Source organism: Streptomyces sp. NPDC102467 (genome assembly GCF_044765445.1).
In the GTDB taxonomy this organism is placed as follows: domain Bacteria; phylum Actinomycetota; class Actinomycetes; order Streptomycetales; family Streptomycetaceae; genus Streptomyces.
In genome coordinates this window covers 511,482-525,429 of sequence record NZ_JBIWKA010000001.1, presented here as the reverse complement: position 1 = coordinate 525,429, position 13,948 = coordinate 511,482, and the positions used below count along the sequence as shown (strand labels likewise).

Sequence of the window (13,948 nt, the reverse complement as noted above, 5' to 3'; positions counted from 1 at the left end):
ATGCCTCCCGTCTTCGCCCACGGCCGTCTGCGCCTCTACCTCCTCAAGCTGCTCGACGAGGCCCCCCGCCACGGTTACGAGGTGATCCGCCTCCTGGAGGAGCGCTTCCAGGGGCTGTACGCGCCCTCGGCGGGCACCGTCTACCCGCGCCTGGCCAAGCTGGAGTCGGAGGGGCTCGTCACCCACACGACCGAGGGCGGCCGGAAGGTGTACGCGATCACCGACGCGGGCCGGGCCGAACTGGCCGATCGCAGCGGCGAGTTGGCCGACCTGGAGCTGGAGATCCGCGAGTCGGTGGCCGAGTTGGCCGCCGAGATCCGGGACGACGTGCGGGGGGCGGCGGGCGATCTGCGCCGCGAGGTGCGCGCGGCCACGTCCCAGGCGCGCGGCACCCGTCCAGGTCCGGCGCCGGGCCTGGACGACCTCAAGGACTTCACCGACAAGGAGTCCTGGCGCACGGCGAAGGAGGAGCTCCGCCGGGCCAAGCAGGAGTGGAAGGAGCAGGCGCGGCGCGCGAAGGACGAGAGCCGCCGGGCCCGCGAGGAGGCCCAGCGGGCGCGCCGCCAGGCCAAGGAGACCCAGGACAAGGTGCGGGAACAGGCGCAGGACGAGCTGCAGCGGATGGCCAAGCGCGTCCAGGACCAGGTGCAGGACCACTTCACGCGGGGCGACTGGCCGACGGGCATGCGCGAGGGCCTGTCCGAACTGGCCAAGGAATTCGGCGAGTTCGGCAAGACGTTCGGCAAGGACTTCGCCAAGGACTTCGGCGCCGGGCCGGGCAAGGAGTCCTCGGACACCGGCCGGCCGGCCCCCGCGGAGCCCGTGTACCGCCCCGCGTCGGACGCGGTACCCGCCGAGTACGCCCCGGCGTGGGCGGCGGAGGACTCCACCGGCGACCCGGCCCGCGACCTGGACCGCCTGCTGGACCGGTTCCGCGACGACATCCGGGACACGGCCCGCGACCACGGCGTCTCCGACGAACAACTCCGCACGACCCGCCACCACTTGTCGGAGGCGGCCGCACACATCACGGCGTCACTGCGAGCCCCGAAGGAGTGACCCACGGCGGCCTCCCTACGGACTGGGGCCGACCCGGGGCGGGCCGGCCCGGGGCGGGGCGGGGCCGACCCGGGGCGACCCGGTCCCGCCCGGCCCCAGCCGGGCCCCAGCCCGGAGTCAGCTCGGAGTCAGGACCTGCACCCGGGCCTGGCCCCCGGGCCGGGCACCGCTCAGCCGGCCGCCGCCTCCCCGCCCCCGTACAGCACCCGCTCCACCGTCGGCACGGTCACCCCGTGCCCGGCGAGCACCTCGGCCGGGGTGCCGGGGCGGGAGGCGAGGGCGAGGAGGAGGTGTTCGTCGCCGATCGCGCGGTCGTGGTGGGCGAGGGCCATGCGCAGGGACGACTCCAGGACCCCCTTGGCCTCCTTGGCGAAGGGGCGCCGCCCGCCGAACCGCCGCCCACCGCTCAGCGCACCGACGCCATGGGCCTCTTCGACCCGCGAGACGACCTCGTCCACGTCGATGCCGAGCCCTGCGAGGGCCTCGGCGTCCGCCTGTGTCAGGCCCGCCCGGCGGCGCGCGGCGAGCAGCGCCTCCCCGACCGACGCCCGCTTCCCCTCGGCGTCCATGCCGAGCGCGCCCAGGGCGAAGGAGCCCCGGGTCCCCCGGGCGTCGAGGATCGCGAGGAGGAGGTGGCCCGAGTCGATCTGTGGGGCCCGTTCGCGTTCCGCGTACGTGACGGCGCCCTTGACCACGTCCCGGGCGCCCCTGGTGAACCGCTCGAACATCATCGCCTCCCGTACTTCTTGTGCACGGCCTGTCGGCTGACTCCCAGCTCGGCCGCGATCTCCTGCCACGACCAGCCCTGATTGCGCGCACTGCGCACCTGTACCGCTTCCAGTTGCTCGAGCAGTCGCCGCAGCGCGGCGACCGACCGCAGCCCTACGCGCGGGTCGCGGGCGCCCGCCTGCTCGGCGAGATCCGTTGCCTCGGTCATACTGTCAATGTAGGTTGACACGCCGATCATGTCAACGGTCGTTGACGCGGCGGGCCCCGGGCGGCGGGGGCAGGCACGAAAAAGGGGCGCCGCAGCGCCCCTTCCCCTCAGCTCGTCCCGCCCGCTCTCAGACGGTCACGCGGTCAGACGGTCAGCACGATCTTCCCGAACAGCTCGCCGCCGGCCATCTTCTGGAGCCCCTCGCGGGCCCGGTCCAGCGGCAGCACCTCGTCGATGACGGGCCGCACCCCGGTCGCGGCGCAGAAGGACAGCAGATCCTCCAGCTCGTCCTTGGTCCCCATGGTCGAGCCGACGACCTTCAGCTCCAGGAAGAAGATGCGGTTCAGCTCGGCGGACTTCGGGCTGGGCCCGCTGGTGGCGCCCGAGATGACCAGAGTGCCGCCCGGCTTCAGGGACTTGACCGAGTGCGACCACGTGGCCGCGCCCACCGTCTCGATCACCGCGTCCACCCGCTGCGACAGCCGCGCCCCCGCCTCCACGGCCTCGACGGCGCCCAGCTCCAGGGCCCGCTTGCGCTTGGCCTCGTCCCGGCTGGTGGCGAAGACGCGCAGCCCCGCCGCCTTGCCGAGCACGATCGCGGCCGTGGCGACACCGCCGCCCGCACCCTGCACGAGCACCGAATCACCCGGCCGGACATTGGCGTTGGTGAAGAGCATCCGGTACGCGGTCAGCCACGCGGTCGGCAGGCACGCGGCTTCCTCGAAGGAGAGTTCCTTCGGCTTGGGCAGCACGTTCCACTCGGGCACGGTGACCTGCTCGGCGAACGTGCCCTGGTACTTCTCGGTGAGGATGGAGCGGCCTTCGCGGGGCCCGACCCCGTAGCCGCTCTGCCCGATGACGGAGTGCAGTACGACCTCGTTGCCGTCGCTGTCGACCCCGGCGGCGTCGCAGCCCAGGATCATCGGCAGCGCCTCCTCGCCGAGCCCGACCCCGCGCAGGGACCACAGGTCGTGGTGGTTGAGGGAGGCGGCCTTGACGTTCACGGTGGTCCAGCCGGGCCGGTTCTCGGGGGCGGGCCGCTCCCCCAACTCCAGTCCGTCGAGCGGCTGGTCACGGTCGATGCGGGCTGCGTAGGCGGCGAACATGACCTTGACGATAGGCGCCGCGCACGAGCCGGGGAACCACCTCCGGCTGTGACACACGTCCCCTGGCGGAGCGCACGGAAAAGGCCCCACGGAAGCGGGGCCTCAACCAGCGGAACAGAACAGCACAGGCACAAGCGCGAGCACAGGCACAAGCACCGGCACCGGCAAGAAGCGGCACTCAGCGTCGCGCGACGCCCTCGGCCCGGGCAGCCGCGGCGACAGCGGCCGTCACCGCCGGAGCGACCCGCTCGTCGAACGGCGACGGGATGACGTACTCGGCGGACAAGTCGTCGCCCACCACGGCGGCCAGCGCCTCCGCGGCCGCGATCTTCATCGTCTCGGTGATCCGCGAGGCCCGCACCTGCAGCGCGCCCGCGAAGATCCCGGGGAACGCCAGCACGTTGTTGATCTGGTTCGGGAAGTCCGAGCGCCCGGTCGCGACCACGGCCGCGTACTTGTGGGCGATGTCGGGGTGCACCTCGGGGTTCGGGTTGGCCATCGCGAAGACGAAGGCACCCGGCGCCATCGAGGCGACCGCGGGCTCGGGGACCGTACCGCCGGAGACACCGATGTAGACGTCGGCGCCGGCCAGCGCGTCCTCCAGCGAACCGGACAGACCGACCTTGTTCGTGATCTCGGCCAGCTCGCGCTTGACCGCCGTGAGGTCCTCGCGGTCCCTGCTGACGATGCCCTTGCGGTCGGTGACCGCGACATCGCCGAGGCCTGCCTCGAGGAGGAACTTGGCGATCGCCACGCCCGCCGCACCGGCGCCCGAGATCACCGCCCGCAGCTCACCGAGCGTGCGCCGGCTGAGCCGGGCCGCGTTCTTCAGCGCGGCCAGCGTCACCACGGCCGTGCCGTGCTGGTCGTCGTGGAAGACCGGGATGTCGAGCTTCTCCTGGAGCCTGCGCTCGATCTCGAAGCAGCGCGGCGCCGAGATGTCCTCCAGGTTGACGCCGCCGAAGGACGGGGCGAGCCGCACCACGGTGTCGACGATCTCGTCGACGTCGGTCGTCGCGAGCGCGATCGGCACCGCGTCCACGCCGCCGAACTGCTTGAAGAGAATGGCCTTGCCCTCCATCACCGGGAGGGACGCCTCGGGACCGATGTCGCCGAGTCCGAGCACGGCCGTGCCGTCGGTGACCACGGCCACGACACTCGACTTCCACGTGTAGTCGTGGACGAGTTCCGGCTGCTCGGCGATCGCGCTGCACACCTTCGCGACGCCGGGCGTGTACGCCAGGGACAGGTCGTCCTTGTCCCGGATCGGCACGGTGGCCTGCACGGCCATCTTGCCGCCGCGGTGCAGCGCGAAGGCCGGATCGAAGGAGTCGGCGAACTCACTGCCGCCTTCGTTGCCGGTACTGCTGTCGCTGCGAGGATTGACGATCTCCGCTGCCACTTGTCTTACCCCTTAAGTCTTAAACATCAGTTGAGGGTGTCCGCTCCTGGTTGAGGAGCGGGCGGGCACCGCATATGCACCGGTCGGTCCCGTTTGTGAACCGCTGTACGGGCGCATACGCGACGGGCGCGCCGCACGCGCGCCCTGAGCCCCGGATGAGGGGTGTAAAGAACCTTCTTACCCGACGGACCGTGGTGCGGACGACCCCATACGTGATCGATCACGGCCCGGTGACATGACTCATAGCCGAATATGAGGACAAGTCGTCGAGTCGCGCTGGAGCGCGGGAGGAAGTCGGCCCGAATGGTGAGACAGCGGACAGTTCACCGGAGAATCTTCCGCCGTCGGACGGCAGGCCCGCAGATGATGCGGCCTCAGCGCCGTCCCATGCACCGTGATGTGCCGTCATGTTGGGGGTCTTGGCAGACCCGTTATCCGATTTTGACATCGCCGAGCCCCTGAACGCGTCCGTCCGAATGGCAAGATGCCGTCATCCCGCGAGGTCGCAACACCCGAAGGTGTGTGCGAGGCGACCGACACGGCACCCACCCACCCTGCCGGAGGACCCCACCATGACCGCAAGCACCACCCGTCGTACGACCGCGAAGTCCGCGAAGTCCCGGATAGCCGCGGTCGGCGCGATCGCGGTCGCCGGCACTCTGCTGCTGACCGGCTGCGGCGACCAGACGAAGTCGAAGGACTCCGACTCCTCCTCCGGGACCACCTCTTCGAAGTCCGCGCCGCTCGCCGACAAGCTCCCCCAGGCCATCCGCGACAAGGGCGTCATCAACGTCGGCTCCGACATCGCCTACGCGCCGGTCGAGTACAAGGACGACGCGGGCAAGGCCGTCGGCATCGACCCGGACATCGCGGCGGCCCTCGGCAAGCAGCTCGGCGTGACGTTCAACTTCCAGAACGGCAAGTTCGCCGACCTCGTGGGTGGTCTGGCCTCCAAGCGCTACGACATCGCCATGTCGGCCATGACGGACACCAAGGACCGTCAGCAGGGCATCGACAGCGACACCGGCAAGAAGGTCGGCAAGGGCGTCGACTTCGTCGACTACTTCACCGCGGGCGTCTCGCTCTACACGAACAAGGGCGACGACCAGGGGATCAAGACCTGGGACGACCTGTGCGGCAAGACGATCGCCGTGCAGACCGCGACCTTCTCCCAGGACCTCGCCAAGGACCAGGCGGAGAAGTGCGCGAAGGACGGCAAGAAGGCCCTCAAGGTCGAGGACTTCGCCACCAACCCCGAGGCCGAGACCCGGATGCGCTCCAAGGGCGCCGATGTCGTCTCCGCCGACTACCCGATCACCGCCTACTCGGTGAAGAAGTCGGGCGGCGGCAAGTACTTCGAGATCGTCGGCGACCAGGTCGAGGCGGGCCCCTACGGCATCGCCGTCGCCAAGGACAGCACGCAGCTGCGGGACGCGCTGCAGGCGGCGATGACCGCGATCATCAAGAGCGGCGAGTACGAGAAGATCATCTCGAAGTGGGGCGTCATGGACGGCGCCGTCACCGAGGCGAAGATCAACGGTGGTTCCTGACCCCTGTCACCCCTGTCCTGCACTCTGACGGGCTCTGAAAGGCACCACCACCCATGACTTCCCTCAACAAGGCGAACGAGCCGGCCGGCTCCGCGCCCGCCGGCACCGGGGCGGAGGCCATCAAGGCCATCCCGGTCCGGCACCCCGGCCGCTACGTGTCCGCGGTCATCGCCATCGCGCTGCTCTGCGGCATCGTCTACGCCTTCTCGCAAGGCAAGATCGAGTGGGGCACGATCCCCGACTTCTTCTTCAACGACCGGATCGTCACCGGTGTGTGGAAGACGCTCGAACTGACCGTCCTGTCCATGGCCATCGGTGTCGTCGGCGGCATCGTGCTCGCCGTGATGCGGATGTCGAAGAACCCGGTGACCAGCACCATCGCCTGGTTCTACATCTGGTTCTTCCGCGGCACCCCGGTCCTGGTCCAGCTCTTCATCTGGTTCAACCTGGGCCTGGTCTTCGAGTACATCAACCTCGGCTTCATCTACAAGGACTACTGGTCCTCGTTCATGACCCCGCTGCTGACCGCCCTGCTCGGGCTCGGGCTCAACGAAGCGGCGTACATGGCGGAGATCTGCCGCTCCGGCCTGCTCGCCGTCGACGAGGGCCAGACCGAGGCCGCGCACGCGCTCGGCATGAGCCACGCCAAGACCCTGCGCCGCATCGTCATCCCGCAGGCGATGCGCGTGATCGTGCCGCCCACGGGCAACGAGGTCATCAACATGCTGAAGACGACCTCGCTCGTCTCGGCGGTCCAGTTCCTCGACCTGTTCAAGGTGGCATCGGACATCGGCCAGGCCTCCGCCTCCACGGTGGAGATGTACTTCCTGGCCGCCGCCTGGTACCTGGTCCTCACCTCGATCTTCAGCGTCGGCCAGTACTACGTCGAGCGGTACTACGCGCGCGGCACGTCCCGCGCGCTGCCCCCGACCCCGCTGCAACGCCTGCGCACCGTCGTCGGCCGCCCGAACGGAGGCACGGCGTGACCACCACCGACACCGCGACCGCCGCCATGGTCAAGTCCGAGGGCGTGCACAAGTCCTTCGGCAGCGTCGAGGTCCTCAAGGGCATCGACCTGGAGGTCAAGCAGAGCGAGGTGTTCTGCCTCATCGGCCCCTCGGGCTCGGGCAAGTCGACGTTCCTGCGCTGCATCAACCACCTGGAGAAGATCAACTCCGGACGGCTCTACGTGGATGGAGAGCTGGTCGGATATCGCCAGAAGGGCGACAAGCTCTACGAGCTGCGGGACAGCGAAGTCGCCCTGAAGCGCCGGGACATCGGCATGGTCTTCCAGCGCTTCAACCTCTTCCCGCACATGACGGCCCTGGAGAACGTCATGGAGGCGCCCGTCCAGGTCAAGGGCGTGTCCAAGGCGCAGGCCCGGGAGCGGGCCGGCCAGCTCCTCGAACGCGTAGGGCTCGCCGACCGGGCGAAGAACTACCCCTCGCAGCTCTCCGGCGGCCAGCAGCAGCGCGTGGCGATCGCCCGCGCGCTCGCGATGGACCCGAAGCTGATGCTGTTCGACGAGCCGACGTCGGCGCTCGACCCCGAGCTGGTCGGCGACGTCCTCGACGTCATGCGCGACCTCGCCGAGTCCGGCATGACGATGATCGTCGTCACGCACGAGATGGGCTTCGCGCGCGAGGTCGGCGACAGCCTCGTCTTCATGGACGAGGGCGTGGTGGTCGAATCGGGCCACCCGCGCGATGTCCTGACGAACCCGCAGCACGAGCGGACGCAGTCGTTCTTGTCGAAGGTGCTCTGACTTTTTCGGCGGGAAAAGAGGGCGCCCGGGGTCTGCAACCCCGGGCGCCCCCTTTTCTGGGCTCGTCGCCGACCTCGGGTCTCGTCGTGGCTGGTCGCGCAGTTCCCCGCGCCCCTGAGATGCGCACTTCGTGCGGCATCTCCTCCTGGAGGCGCGGCGGAGCCGCATGCCTCCAGGAGCGCGGGGAACTGCGCGCTCTGCCCCCACCGGGCCCGCACCCGGCGACGAGACCCTCACCCGGCAGACGCGCAACGTCACTTCAGCGCGAGCACCACCGCATCGGACGGCGAGGACCACACCGCCCGCGCCTCCCCGAACCCAGCCCCGCGCAGCGTCTCCGCATGCCAGGCCACGGACGGCATGTCCCCGTCGGCATGCTCCCCATAGATCTCGTACCGCTTCGCGGTCGGACCGGCCAGGACCGGGTCCTTTGCGGCCAGCGCCCACCACTCGGCCCAGTCGAGCGCCCCGCTCGCCTTCGCCGCGTCCATCCCCGCATGGCGAAGCGCGCGCTCGGCCGCGTTGATCCGCGGCGTCGCCTGGTCGATCATGTGGTCCGCATTCATGAAGACGCCGCCGTCGCGGACGAGGCCGGCGAGTTGCCCGTAGAGCGTCGCGAGAGGTGCGGAGTGCAGCCAGTGCAAGGCGGTGGCGGTGAGTACGGCATCGTACGAGTCATGCGGCAGCGCCTCCGTCCACCGCGGGTCCTTGAGGTCGGCCGTCACGAAGGTGACGCGCTCGTCCCCGTCGAAGGTGCCGCGCGCGATGGCGAGCAGGGCCGGGTCCAGGTCGACGCCGACGCTGGTGGCCTCCGGGAAGCGCGTGAGCAGCCGATCGGTGATGCTGCCGGTGCCGCACGCGAGGTCGAGAACGCGGGGCGCACGGCCCACGCACGCCTCGACCATGTCGAGCATCACCCGGAACCGCTCCTCGCGGTCGGGCATGTACCACTCCTGCTGCCGGTCCCAGCTGTCCTGCCAGGCACGCCAGTCGGTATGGGCACCGTCGGTATGGGCACGGTCGGTGTTGCCACGATCATCGGTAGTGGCGGCGGTCTCGGTCATGAAGCCCTCCCGGCGGCACGGTCGGCACCGCGAGCCACGGTGCGTAATACCCTGAAAGCCAAAGCGAGCATTACCCTCGCTCGTCCATGACCATAGATGGCCCCGGTAAGGACTACAAGTGGAACTGGCCTATTACTCGGACTACGCGGTGCGGCTCGTCAACACCGAGGAGCCGGGTCGCGGCAAGGACAGCCTGACCTCCGTGGACGCGGTGCGCGGTCTGTTCGGCGCCAACCAGGAGGCGGCCCGCCGCGCGGCCGACGCCGACCTGACCCGCTTCCGAAGCGTCCGGGGCCGCCTGCGCGCGGTGTTCGAGGCGGCCGACGGCGGCGACGAGGAACTCGCGGTGAACCTGCTCAACTCGCTCCTGCTTGAGTTCCCGGTGAGCCCGCAGATCTCCGGCCACAACCACCGCGACGACGACGGCCGCCCGCTGTGGCACATGCACCTGGCCGACCACCCGTCCAACGCGACGGCGGGCTACGCCGCCATCGCCTCCATGGGGCTCGCCTTCCACCTCACCGAGTACGGCGTGGACCGCCTCGGCCTGTGCGAGGCGGCCCCGTGCCGCAACGCCTACCTGGACACCTCCACGAACCGCTCCCGGCGCTACTGCTCGGACCGCTGCGCGACCCGCGCCAACGTCGCCGCCTACCGCGCCCGCAAGCGCTTGGAGGCGGACCGGTCGGAGAGCACGGGACGCACCGAGCGGAAGGCCCAGGACAGCACGGCCGGCACGGACCGCTGACCCTCGCCCTCGGCCCACGGCCTGCGCCGCCGCAGCCGGCCGCGGACCTTGGCGAGCACCAGCTCGTCCGGTACGACCCCGTACACGGTGCTGTCGCCGCCGGCCCCGGGGTTGTCCGCGAGCACCCACCAGCCGCCCTCGCGCCGCTCGGCGATCCGCTTCACGACCAACAGGTCCTGCTGCAACGGATGCCGCAGCACGACCACGTCGCCCGAGCGCACCCGGGCGCCGTACTGCACCAGCATCCAGTCACCGTGGTACAGGGTCGGCACCATGGACGGGCCGTCCACCTCGATGATCTGAAACGGCATCTTCGCCTCGCGCACTTCCTCGATCGCCTCCGGCATCAGACAACCTCCCCGGTTTCCGTCCGCCGTACCATCCTCCACCAGTCCTGGTGTCACCCAGGACTTTTGGCCTAAGCCCCCGGGGGCACCCGCGAAAACCCGTCCTCCACGGAGTAATGTCGCATCCGAGAAGACGATCACGAGGAAGGACCGCAACATGCTTTCCCGCCTGTTCGCCCCCAAGGTGAAGGCCAGCGCTCACTGCGACCTCCCCTGCGGCGTGTACGACCCGGCCCAGGCCCGCATCGAGGCCGAGTCGGTCAAGGCCGTCCAGGACAAGATGGCCGGCAACGACGACGCGGCGTTCCAGACGCGCGCCATCGTCATCAAGGAGCAGCGCGCCGAGCTCGCCAAGCACCACGTCTCGGTGCTGTGGAGCGACTACTTCAAGCCGCCGCACTTCGAGAAGTACCCGGAGCTGCACCAGCTGGTCAACGACACCCTCAAGGCCCTCTCGGCCGCCAAGGGCTCGTCGGACCCGGCCACGGGCCAGAAGGCGCTGGACTACATCGCCCAGATCGACAAGATCTTCTGGGAGACCAAGAAGGCCTGATCCAAGCCTTCCTGATCAGGTTTTCCTGATCCAGGTCTGATGAACACTGGTTCCGGCGACCGGCGAGCGGTGCACCCTCGCGGGCCCCGGACCACCTGAAGGGGCCCGGCCGACGAACTCGGCCGGGCCCCTTCGGCATGCGCAGAGTGCGTGACTTCGGCGTGCGTAGACGCGTCACGTGGGCGGAGTCCGCCGCCGGAACACCCGGTCCCGGCCCCCGATCCGCTCCGCGGGCCCCGCCGAGCGCAGCACGACATCGAGAGCCGCGTCCGGGTCGGCCGCGTAACAGCTGCTGAACCACGCCATGTTCGCCTCGACGACCGCCCACCGCTCACCGATGAGACCGATGTCGAGCACCACCCCGCTCGGCAGCGTCTCCCCGTGATCCGCCAGCAGCCGGGCGGTGAAGCCCAGGGCGCCCGTCTCGTGCCGGTGGCCGGTGAGGGGGCGGGCGTCGAGCCCGCCGTGCGACGCGTACTGCGAACCCGTGCGGACCTCGCCGTCCAGGACGAAGAGCCGGAACTCCGCGGCCCAGGTGACCACCTCGCCGATCTGGACCGGCGTGCCCGGCGCCGGATCGTCCGGGAGCGCGCCCCCGTCGGCGTACACCGCGGCCGGGAAGGACTTGTCGGTCGGCGGTTTCACGAAGGCCGGGCCGACCAGGGCGCGGGCCTCGGCCATCGTGGCGGCGGTGATCGCGCGGCCGGTGAAGGCGCGGGGCAGGTCCGTCAGCCAGCTGTCCGACGGCTCCAGCAGGGCCACGCCCAGGTCGTCGACGACGCGTCCCGCGAACGCCGGACCGCCGTAATAGTGCCCACCGGTACGCCCTCGCAGCGACGCCGCCCCGTCGGGCACCGACAGTTCCTCCACGGCCAGGCCGCGCCGCCTCGCCGCGCCCGCGAGCAGCTCACGGGTGGGGGTCGCATGCGGGGTGACGGCGAGGAAGTCGGGGGCCATGGCCGCCATGAAATCAGGGATCAGTGACCAAGGAACCGGGATCGGTGACCGTTACCCCGGGGACTCACGGGCTCGGGGCCCATTATTCGCCATCCGGTGATCAGGGACACTGGGAGACGCCCCGGCCCCGCCCGCCCCGCACCCAGGAGTCCCGCAGTGTCCCGCCGCCCCCGTGTCCTCTACGTGACCGACCTGGCCTACGAGGCCCGCGGCCGCCGCTACTGCGACGAGGACATCTTCCTCACCTCCCGGCTCCGCGCCGCATTCGACCTCGCCCTGTGCCACCCCCAGGACGCGGCCGCGCTCATGGACGGCTCCGACGTGGTCGTCGTACGCAACAGCGGGCCCGTGCTCGGCTACCAGGACGCGTACGACGCGTTCCGTGCGCAGGCGCTGGAGCGGGGCACGAACGTCTACAACCCGCTGACCGGCCGCGCCGACATGGCGGGCAAGCAGTACCTCCTGGACCTGACCACCGCCGGGTACCCGGTGATCCCGACCGCCGACCGCGTCTCGGACCTGGACCGGCTGCCCGCCGCCGAGGCGTACGTGGCGAAGCCGAAGCGGGGCGCCGACGCGATAGGCCTACGCGTCGTGCGGCAGGCCGAGTTGCCCGAACTCCCCTACTCCGATGGTCTCTTGGTCCAGCCGCACATCGACTTCCAGTACGAGGTCTCCTTCTACTTCGTCGACGACGCGCTCCAGTACGCCCTGTACGCCCCGGATCCGAAACGCCGCTGGGAGCTGCGCCCGTACGAACCCACCGCCGCCGACCGGGAGTTCGCCCGGCGTTTCATCGAGTGGAACACCCTCCCGCACGGCATCCAGCGCGTCGACGCGTGCCGCACCCCGGAGGGAGGCCTGCTGCTCGTGGAGCTGGAGGACCTCAACCCGTATCTCTCGCTGGACCTGCTGGACGAGGCGACGCGGGACGCGTTCGTGGCGGCGATGGCCGAATCGGTGCGCGGAGCCGTCACTCGTTAGCCTCAGGTCGTCTCCAGCACCGCCCGCACATTGGCGAGCAGCCGGTCCCCGTCCGTGCGCACCGCCTCGAACTCGGCGCGGTGCAGGGCCAGTTCATGCCGCTGGAGGCGTCGCGCCACCGTCCACCACACCCCGCCCGTGTTGTGGGCGCGCTTGCATGCGATATCGGCGACGGCCGTGCCCAACTCCCGTTTCCCGCGGGTGGTGTTGCCGTCCTGGCCGCGCCGCCACGCCTTGTCGCCGAAGGCCTGCACGGGATCGGCGTACCGCTTGAAGCCCTTGTCGACCACGCAGTCCGCCCACGCCTTGTAGGCGCGGCGCATCGTCGGGTCCCGGTCGGCCTGCTTGCGTACGGCCTCGGTGCGCCTGGAGACGTACGTCCACATACGCTCCCTGTCCCGCACCCCCCGCTCGATACGCGTGTACGCCTCCCCGGAGCAGCCGCTGCGCTCGCTCTGCCGATCGCCGTAGTAGACGGCGGATTCCTCCGTCGTCATCTCCCGCCCTGCGGGCTCGGGCGCGCGGAACTTCTTCGCCGGGTCCCAGCCGTACCCCCAGCGGCTCGCCTTCCCCAGGTCCCAGGGGCCGACCGGCCCCGTACTCACGGCGACCATCGCGGACGTGTACGCGGTGGCCATGCCCGGGAACTTCGGGTCCCGCGGGAAGTCGGCGAAGCCGTGTCGCACCATGCAGCGCTGGGTGAGCAGTTGCGTCGCGGACCCCATCCGGTCGTACGTCTTCTGGTCGGTCGCGCCGAACTCGTAGCGGTCCAGCGGCAGTTCGGGCATCTCGTCCTCCGACCACACGACGGGCGTACCGTCCGCCCAGGCCTTCGCATGCCCGCCGGCAACTCCGTCGCCCCCGGCGAACCCGAACACCACCGCCCCCACGACCACACACACCACCCCCCGGCGACTCACTCCCCGGACTCCCCGGACTCCCCGATCTTGCGCACGACCCGCGCCGGGTTGCCCACCGCGACGACGTCCGGCGGCAGGTCGCGGGTGACGACGGAACCCGCGCCCACGACCGTGTTCGCGCCGATCGTGACGCCGGGGCAGACGATGACGCCGCCGCCCAGCCACACGTTGCCGCCGAGGGTGATGGGCCGCGCCGCCTCCCACTTCGCGCGCCGCGGTGCGGGGTCGACCGGGTGCGTGGGGGTGAGCAGTTGGACGTTCGGGCCGATCTGCACGTCCTCGCCGATCCGGATCGGCGCCACGTCCAGCATGACGGCCCCGCAGTTGACGAACGTCCGCGCGCCGATGCTGATGTACTGCCCGTAGTCGACGGAGAGCGGCGGCCGCACCACGACGTCCGCGCCGACCTCGCCGAGCAGTTCACGCAGGAGGGCGCCGCGCGCGGGCAGGTCGGTGACGCTGCTCGCGTTGTAACGCTCGGCCAGCCGGGCGCCGCGCAGCGCGTCGGCTTCGAGGCCGGGATCGTCGGCGATGTAGAGGTCACCGGCGAGCATGC

General features: G+C 70.5%; 16 protein-coding genes. 7 read left to right on the top strand and 9 right to left on the bottom strand.

Annotated features, from left to right (window positions below; genetic code table 11):
* Positions 1 to 1,059, top strand: coding sequence for a helix-turn-helix transcriptional regulator (locus ACIREE_RS02370; RefSeq protein ID WP_404145028.1), 1,059 nt, complete (start codon positions 1 to 3; stop codon positions 1,057 to 1,059).
* A gap of 170 nt (positions 1,060 to 1,229) precedes the next feature.
* Here the strand turns inward: ACIREE_RS02370 and ACIREE_RS02365 are convergent, their stop codons facing one another.
* The 4 genes from ACIREE_RS02365 to ACIREE_RS02350 form a co-directional block, all read right to left on the bottom strand.
* A complete protein-coding gene (locus ACIREE_RS02365; protein WP_404145334.1) occupies positions 1,230 to 1,787 on the bottom strand; it encodes a Clp protease N-terminal domain-containing protein in 558 nt (185 codons plus the stop codon).
* Positions 1,787 to 1,996 carry a helix-turn-helix domain-containing protein gene (locus ACIREE_RS02360; RefSeq protein ID WP_363196008.1) on the bottom strand — a complete coding sequence of 70 codons (210 nt, stop codon included), beginning with the start codon at positions 1,994 to 1,996 and terminating at the stop codon, positions 1,787 to 1,789. Before ACIREE_RS02360 ends, ACIREE_RS02365 begins: the two co-directional genes overlap by 1 nt.
* A gap of 143 nt (positions 1,997 to 2,139) precedes the next feature.
* Positions 2,140 to 3,102 carry a zinc-binding dehydrogenase gene (locus ACIREE_RS02355; protein ID WP_404145026.1) on the bottom strand — a complete coding sequence of 321 codons (963 nt, stop codon included), beginning with the start codon at positions 3,100 to 3,102 and terminating at the stop codon, positions 2,140 to 2,142.
* 178 nt (positions 3,103 to 3,280) lie between these two features.
* On the bottom strand, positions 3,281 to 4,504 hold the full coding sequence (locus tag ACIREE_RS02350; RefSeq protein WP_404145024.1) for an NADP-dependent malic enzyme: 1,224 nt from the start codon (positions 4,502 to 4,504) through the stop codon (positions 3,281 to 3,283).
* A gap of 572 nt (positions 4,505 to 5,076) precedes the next feature.
* Between ACIREE_RS02350 and ACIREE_RS02345 the strand changes: the two genes are divergently transcribed.
* Genes ACIREE_RS02345 through ACIREE_RS02335 form a run of 3 tightly spaced genes read left to right on the top strand, consistent with a single transcriptional unit; the run spans position 5,077 to position 7,819 of the window.
* Positions 5,077 to 6,054, top strand: a complete 978-nt coding sequence (locus ACIREE_RS02345) for an ABC transporter substrate-binding protein (protein ID WP_404145022.1) — start codon at positions 5,077 to 5,079, stop codon at positions 6,052 to 6,054.
* Between the two features lie 53 nt (positions 6,055 to 6,107).
* Positions 6,108 to 7,040, top strand: a complete 933-nt coding sequence (locus ACIREE_RS02340; RefSeq protein WP_404145020.1) for an amino acid ABC transporter permease — start codon at positions 6,108 to 6,110, stop codon at positions 7,038 to 7,040.
* Between the two features lie 26 nt (positions 7,041 to 7,066).
* Positions 7,067 to 7,819, top strand: coding sequence for an amino acid ABC transporter ATP-binding protein (locus ACIREE_RS02335; protein ID WP_404145331.1), 753 nt, complete (start codon positions 7,067 to 7,069; stop codon positions 7,817 to 7,819).
* Positions 7,820 to 8,073: 254 nt separating this feature from the next.
* On the opposite strand, the gene ACIREE_RS02330 is transcribed toward ACIREE_RS02335, so the two are convergent.
* A complete protein-coding gene (locus ACIREE_RS02330; RefSeq protein WP_404145018.1) occupies positions 8,074 to 8,883 on the bottom strand; it encodes a class I SAM-dependent methyltransferase in 810 nt (269 codons plus the stop codon).
* Between the two features lie 118 nt (positions 8,884 to 9,001).
* Here ACIREE_RS02330 and ACIREE_RS02325 point away from each other — a divergent pair, with 118 nt between their 5' ends.
* Positions 9,002 to 9,631 carry a CGNR zinc finger domain-containing protein gene (locus tag ACIREE_RS02325; protein WP_404145016.1) on the top strand — a complete coding sequence of 210 codons (630 nt, stop codon included), beginning with the start codon at positions 9,002 to 9,004 and terminating at the stop codon, positions 9,629 to 9,631.
* Here ACIREE_RS02325 and sodX read toward each other — a convergent pair.
* Positions 9,535 to 9,978 carry a nickel-type superoxide dismutase maturation protease gene (sodX, locus tag ACIREE_RS02320; protein WP_404145014.1) on the bottom strand — a complete coding sequence of 148 codons (444 nt, stop codon included), beginning with the start codon at positions 9,976 to 9,978 and terminating at the stop codon, positions 9,535 to 9,537. The two genes, ACIREE_RS02325 and sodX, sit on opposite strands and share 97 nt — an antisense overlap.
* A 157-nt stretch (positions 9,979 to 10,135) precedes the next feature.
* Here sodX and sodN point away from each other — a divergent pair, with 157 nt between their 5' ends.
* Positions 10,136 to 10,531 carry a superoxide dismutase, Ni gene (gene sodN / locus ACIREE_RS02315; protein WP_404145012.1) on the top strand — a complete coding sequence of 132 codons (396 nt, stop codon included), beginning with the start codon at positions 10,136 to 10,138 and terminating at the stop codon, positions 10,529 to 10,531.
* A 174-nt stretch (positions 10,532 to 10,705) separates the two neighbouring features.
* On the opposite strand, the gene ACIREE_RS02310 is transcribed toward sodN, so the two are convergent.
* A complete protein-coding gene (locus tag ACIREE_RS02310; protein WP_404145010.1) occupies positions 10,706 to 11,488 on the bottom strand; it encodes an ATP-grasp domain-containing protein in 783 nt (260 codons plus the stop codon).
* A 156-nt stretch (positions 11,489 to 11,644) separates the two neighbouring features.
* On the opposite strand from ACIREE_RS02310, the gene ACIREE_RS02305 reads away from it, so the two are divergent.
* The gene (locus tag ACIREE_RS02305) at positions 11,645 to 12,472 is read left to right on the top strand and encodes a hypothetical protein (RefSeq protein WP_404145008.1); all 828 of its coding nucleotides are present in this window, start codon (positions 11,645 to 11,647) and stop codon (positions 12,470 to 12,472) included.
* Between the two features lie 2 nt (positions 12,473 to 12,474).
* Here ACIREE_RS02305 and ACIREE_RS02300 read toward each other — a convergent pair whose 3' ends face one another.
* On the bottom strand, positions 12,475 to 13,392 hold the full coding sequence (locus ACIREE_RS02300) for a hypothetical protein (protein ID WP_404145006.1): 918 nt from the start codon (positions 13,390 to 13,392) through the stop codon (positions 12,475 to 12,477).
* Positions 13,389 to 13,946: a sugar O-acetyltransferase gene (locus ACIREE_RS02295; RefSeq protein WP_404145328.1), complete on the bottom strand. Its 558-nt coding sequence runs from the start codon at positions 13,944 to 13,946 to the stop codon at positions 13,389 to 13,391. Before ACIREE_RS02295 ends, ACIREE_RS02300 begins: the two co-directional genes overlap by 4 nt.
* Between the last annotated feature and the right edge of the window lie 2 nt (positions 13,947 to 13,948).

Bases quoted from the DNA above. Each gene is read 5' to 3' on its own strand.
- ACIREE_RS02345 (WP_404145022.1), top strand. From the start codon at position 5,077: ATGACCGCAAGCACCACCCGTCGTACGACCGCGAAGTCCGCGAAGTCC.
- sodN (WP_404145012.1), top strand. From the start codon at position 10,136: ATGCTTTCCCGCCTGTTCGCCCCCAAGGTGAAGGCCAGCGCTCACTGC.
- ACIREE_RS02335 (WP_404145331.1), top strand. From the start codon at position 7,067: ATGGTCAAGTCCGAGGGCGTGCACAAGTCCTTCGGCAGCGTCGAGGTC.
- ACIREE_RS02365 (WP_404145334.1), bottom strand. From the start codon at position 1,787: ATGTTCGAGCGGTTCACCAGGGGCGCCCGGGACGTGGTCAAGGGCGCC.
- ACIREE_RS02370 (WP_404145028.1), top strand. From the start codon at position 1: ATGCCTCCCGTCTTCGCCCACGGCCGTCTGCGCCTCTACCTCCTCAAG.
- ACIREE_RS02360 (WP_363196008.1), bottom strand. From the start codon at position 1,996: ATGACCGAGGCAACGGATCTCGCCGAGCAGGCGGGCGCCCGCGACCCG.
- ACIREE_RS02295 (WP_404145328.1), bottom strand. From the start codon at position 13,946: ATGCTCGCCGGTGACCTCTACATCGCCGACGATCCCGGCCTCGAAGCC.
- sodX (WP_404145014.1), bottom strand. From the start codon at position 9,978: ATGCCGGAGGCGATCGAGGAAGTGCGCGAGGCGAAGATGCCGTTTCAG.
- ACIREE_RS02355 (WP_404145026.1), bottom strand. From the start codon at position 3,102: ATGTTCGCCGCCTACGCAGCCCGCATCGACCGTGACCAGCCGCTCGAC.
- ACIREE_RS02330 (WP_404145018.1), bottom strand. From the start codon at position 8,883: ATGACCGAGACCGCCGCCACTACCGATGATCGTGGCAACACCGACCGT.
- ACIREE_RS02310 (WP_404145010.1), bottom strand. From the start codon at position 11,488: ATGGCCCCCGACTTCCTCGCCGTCACCCCGCATGCGACCCCCACCCGT.
- ACIREE_RS02340 (WP_404145020.1), top strand. From the start codon at position 6,108: ATGACTTCCCTCAACAAGGCGAACGAGCCGGCCGGCTCCGCGCCCGCC.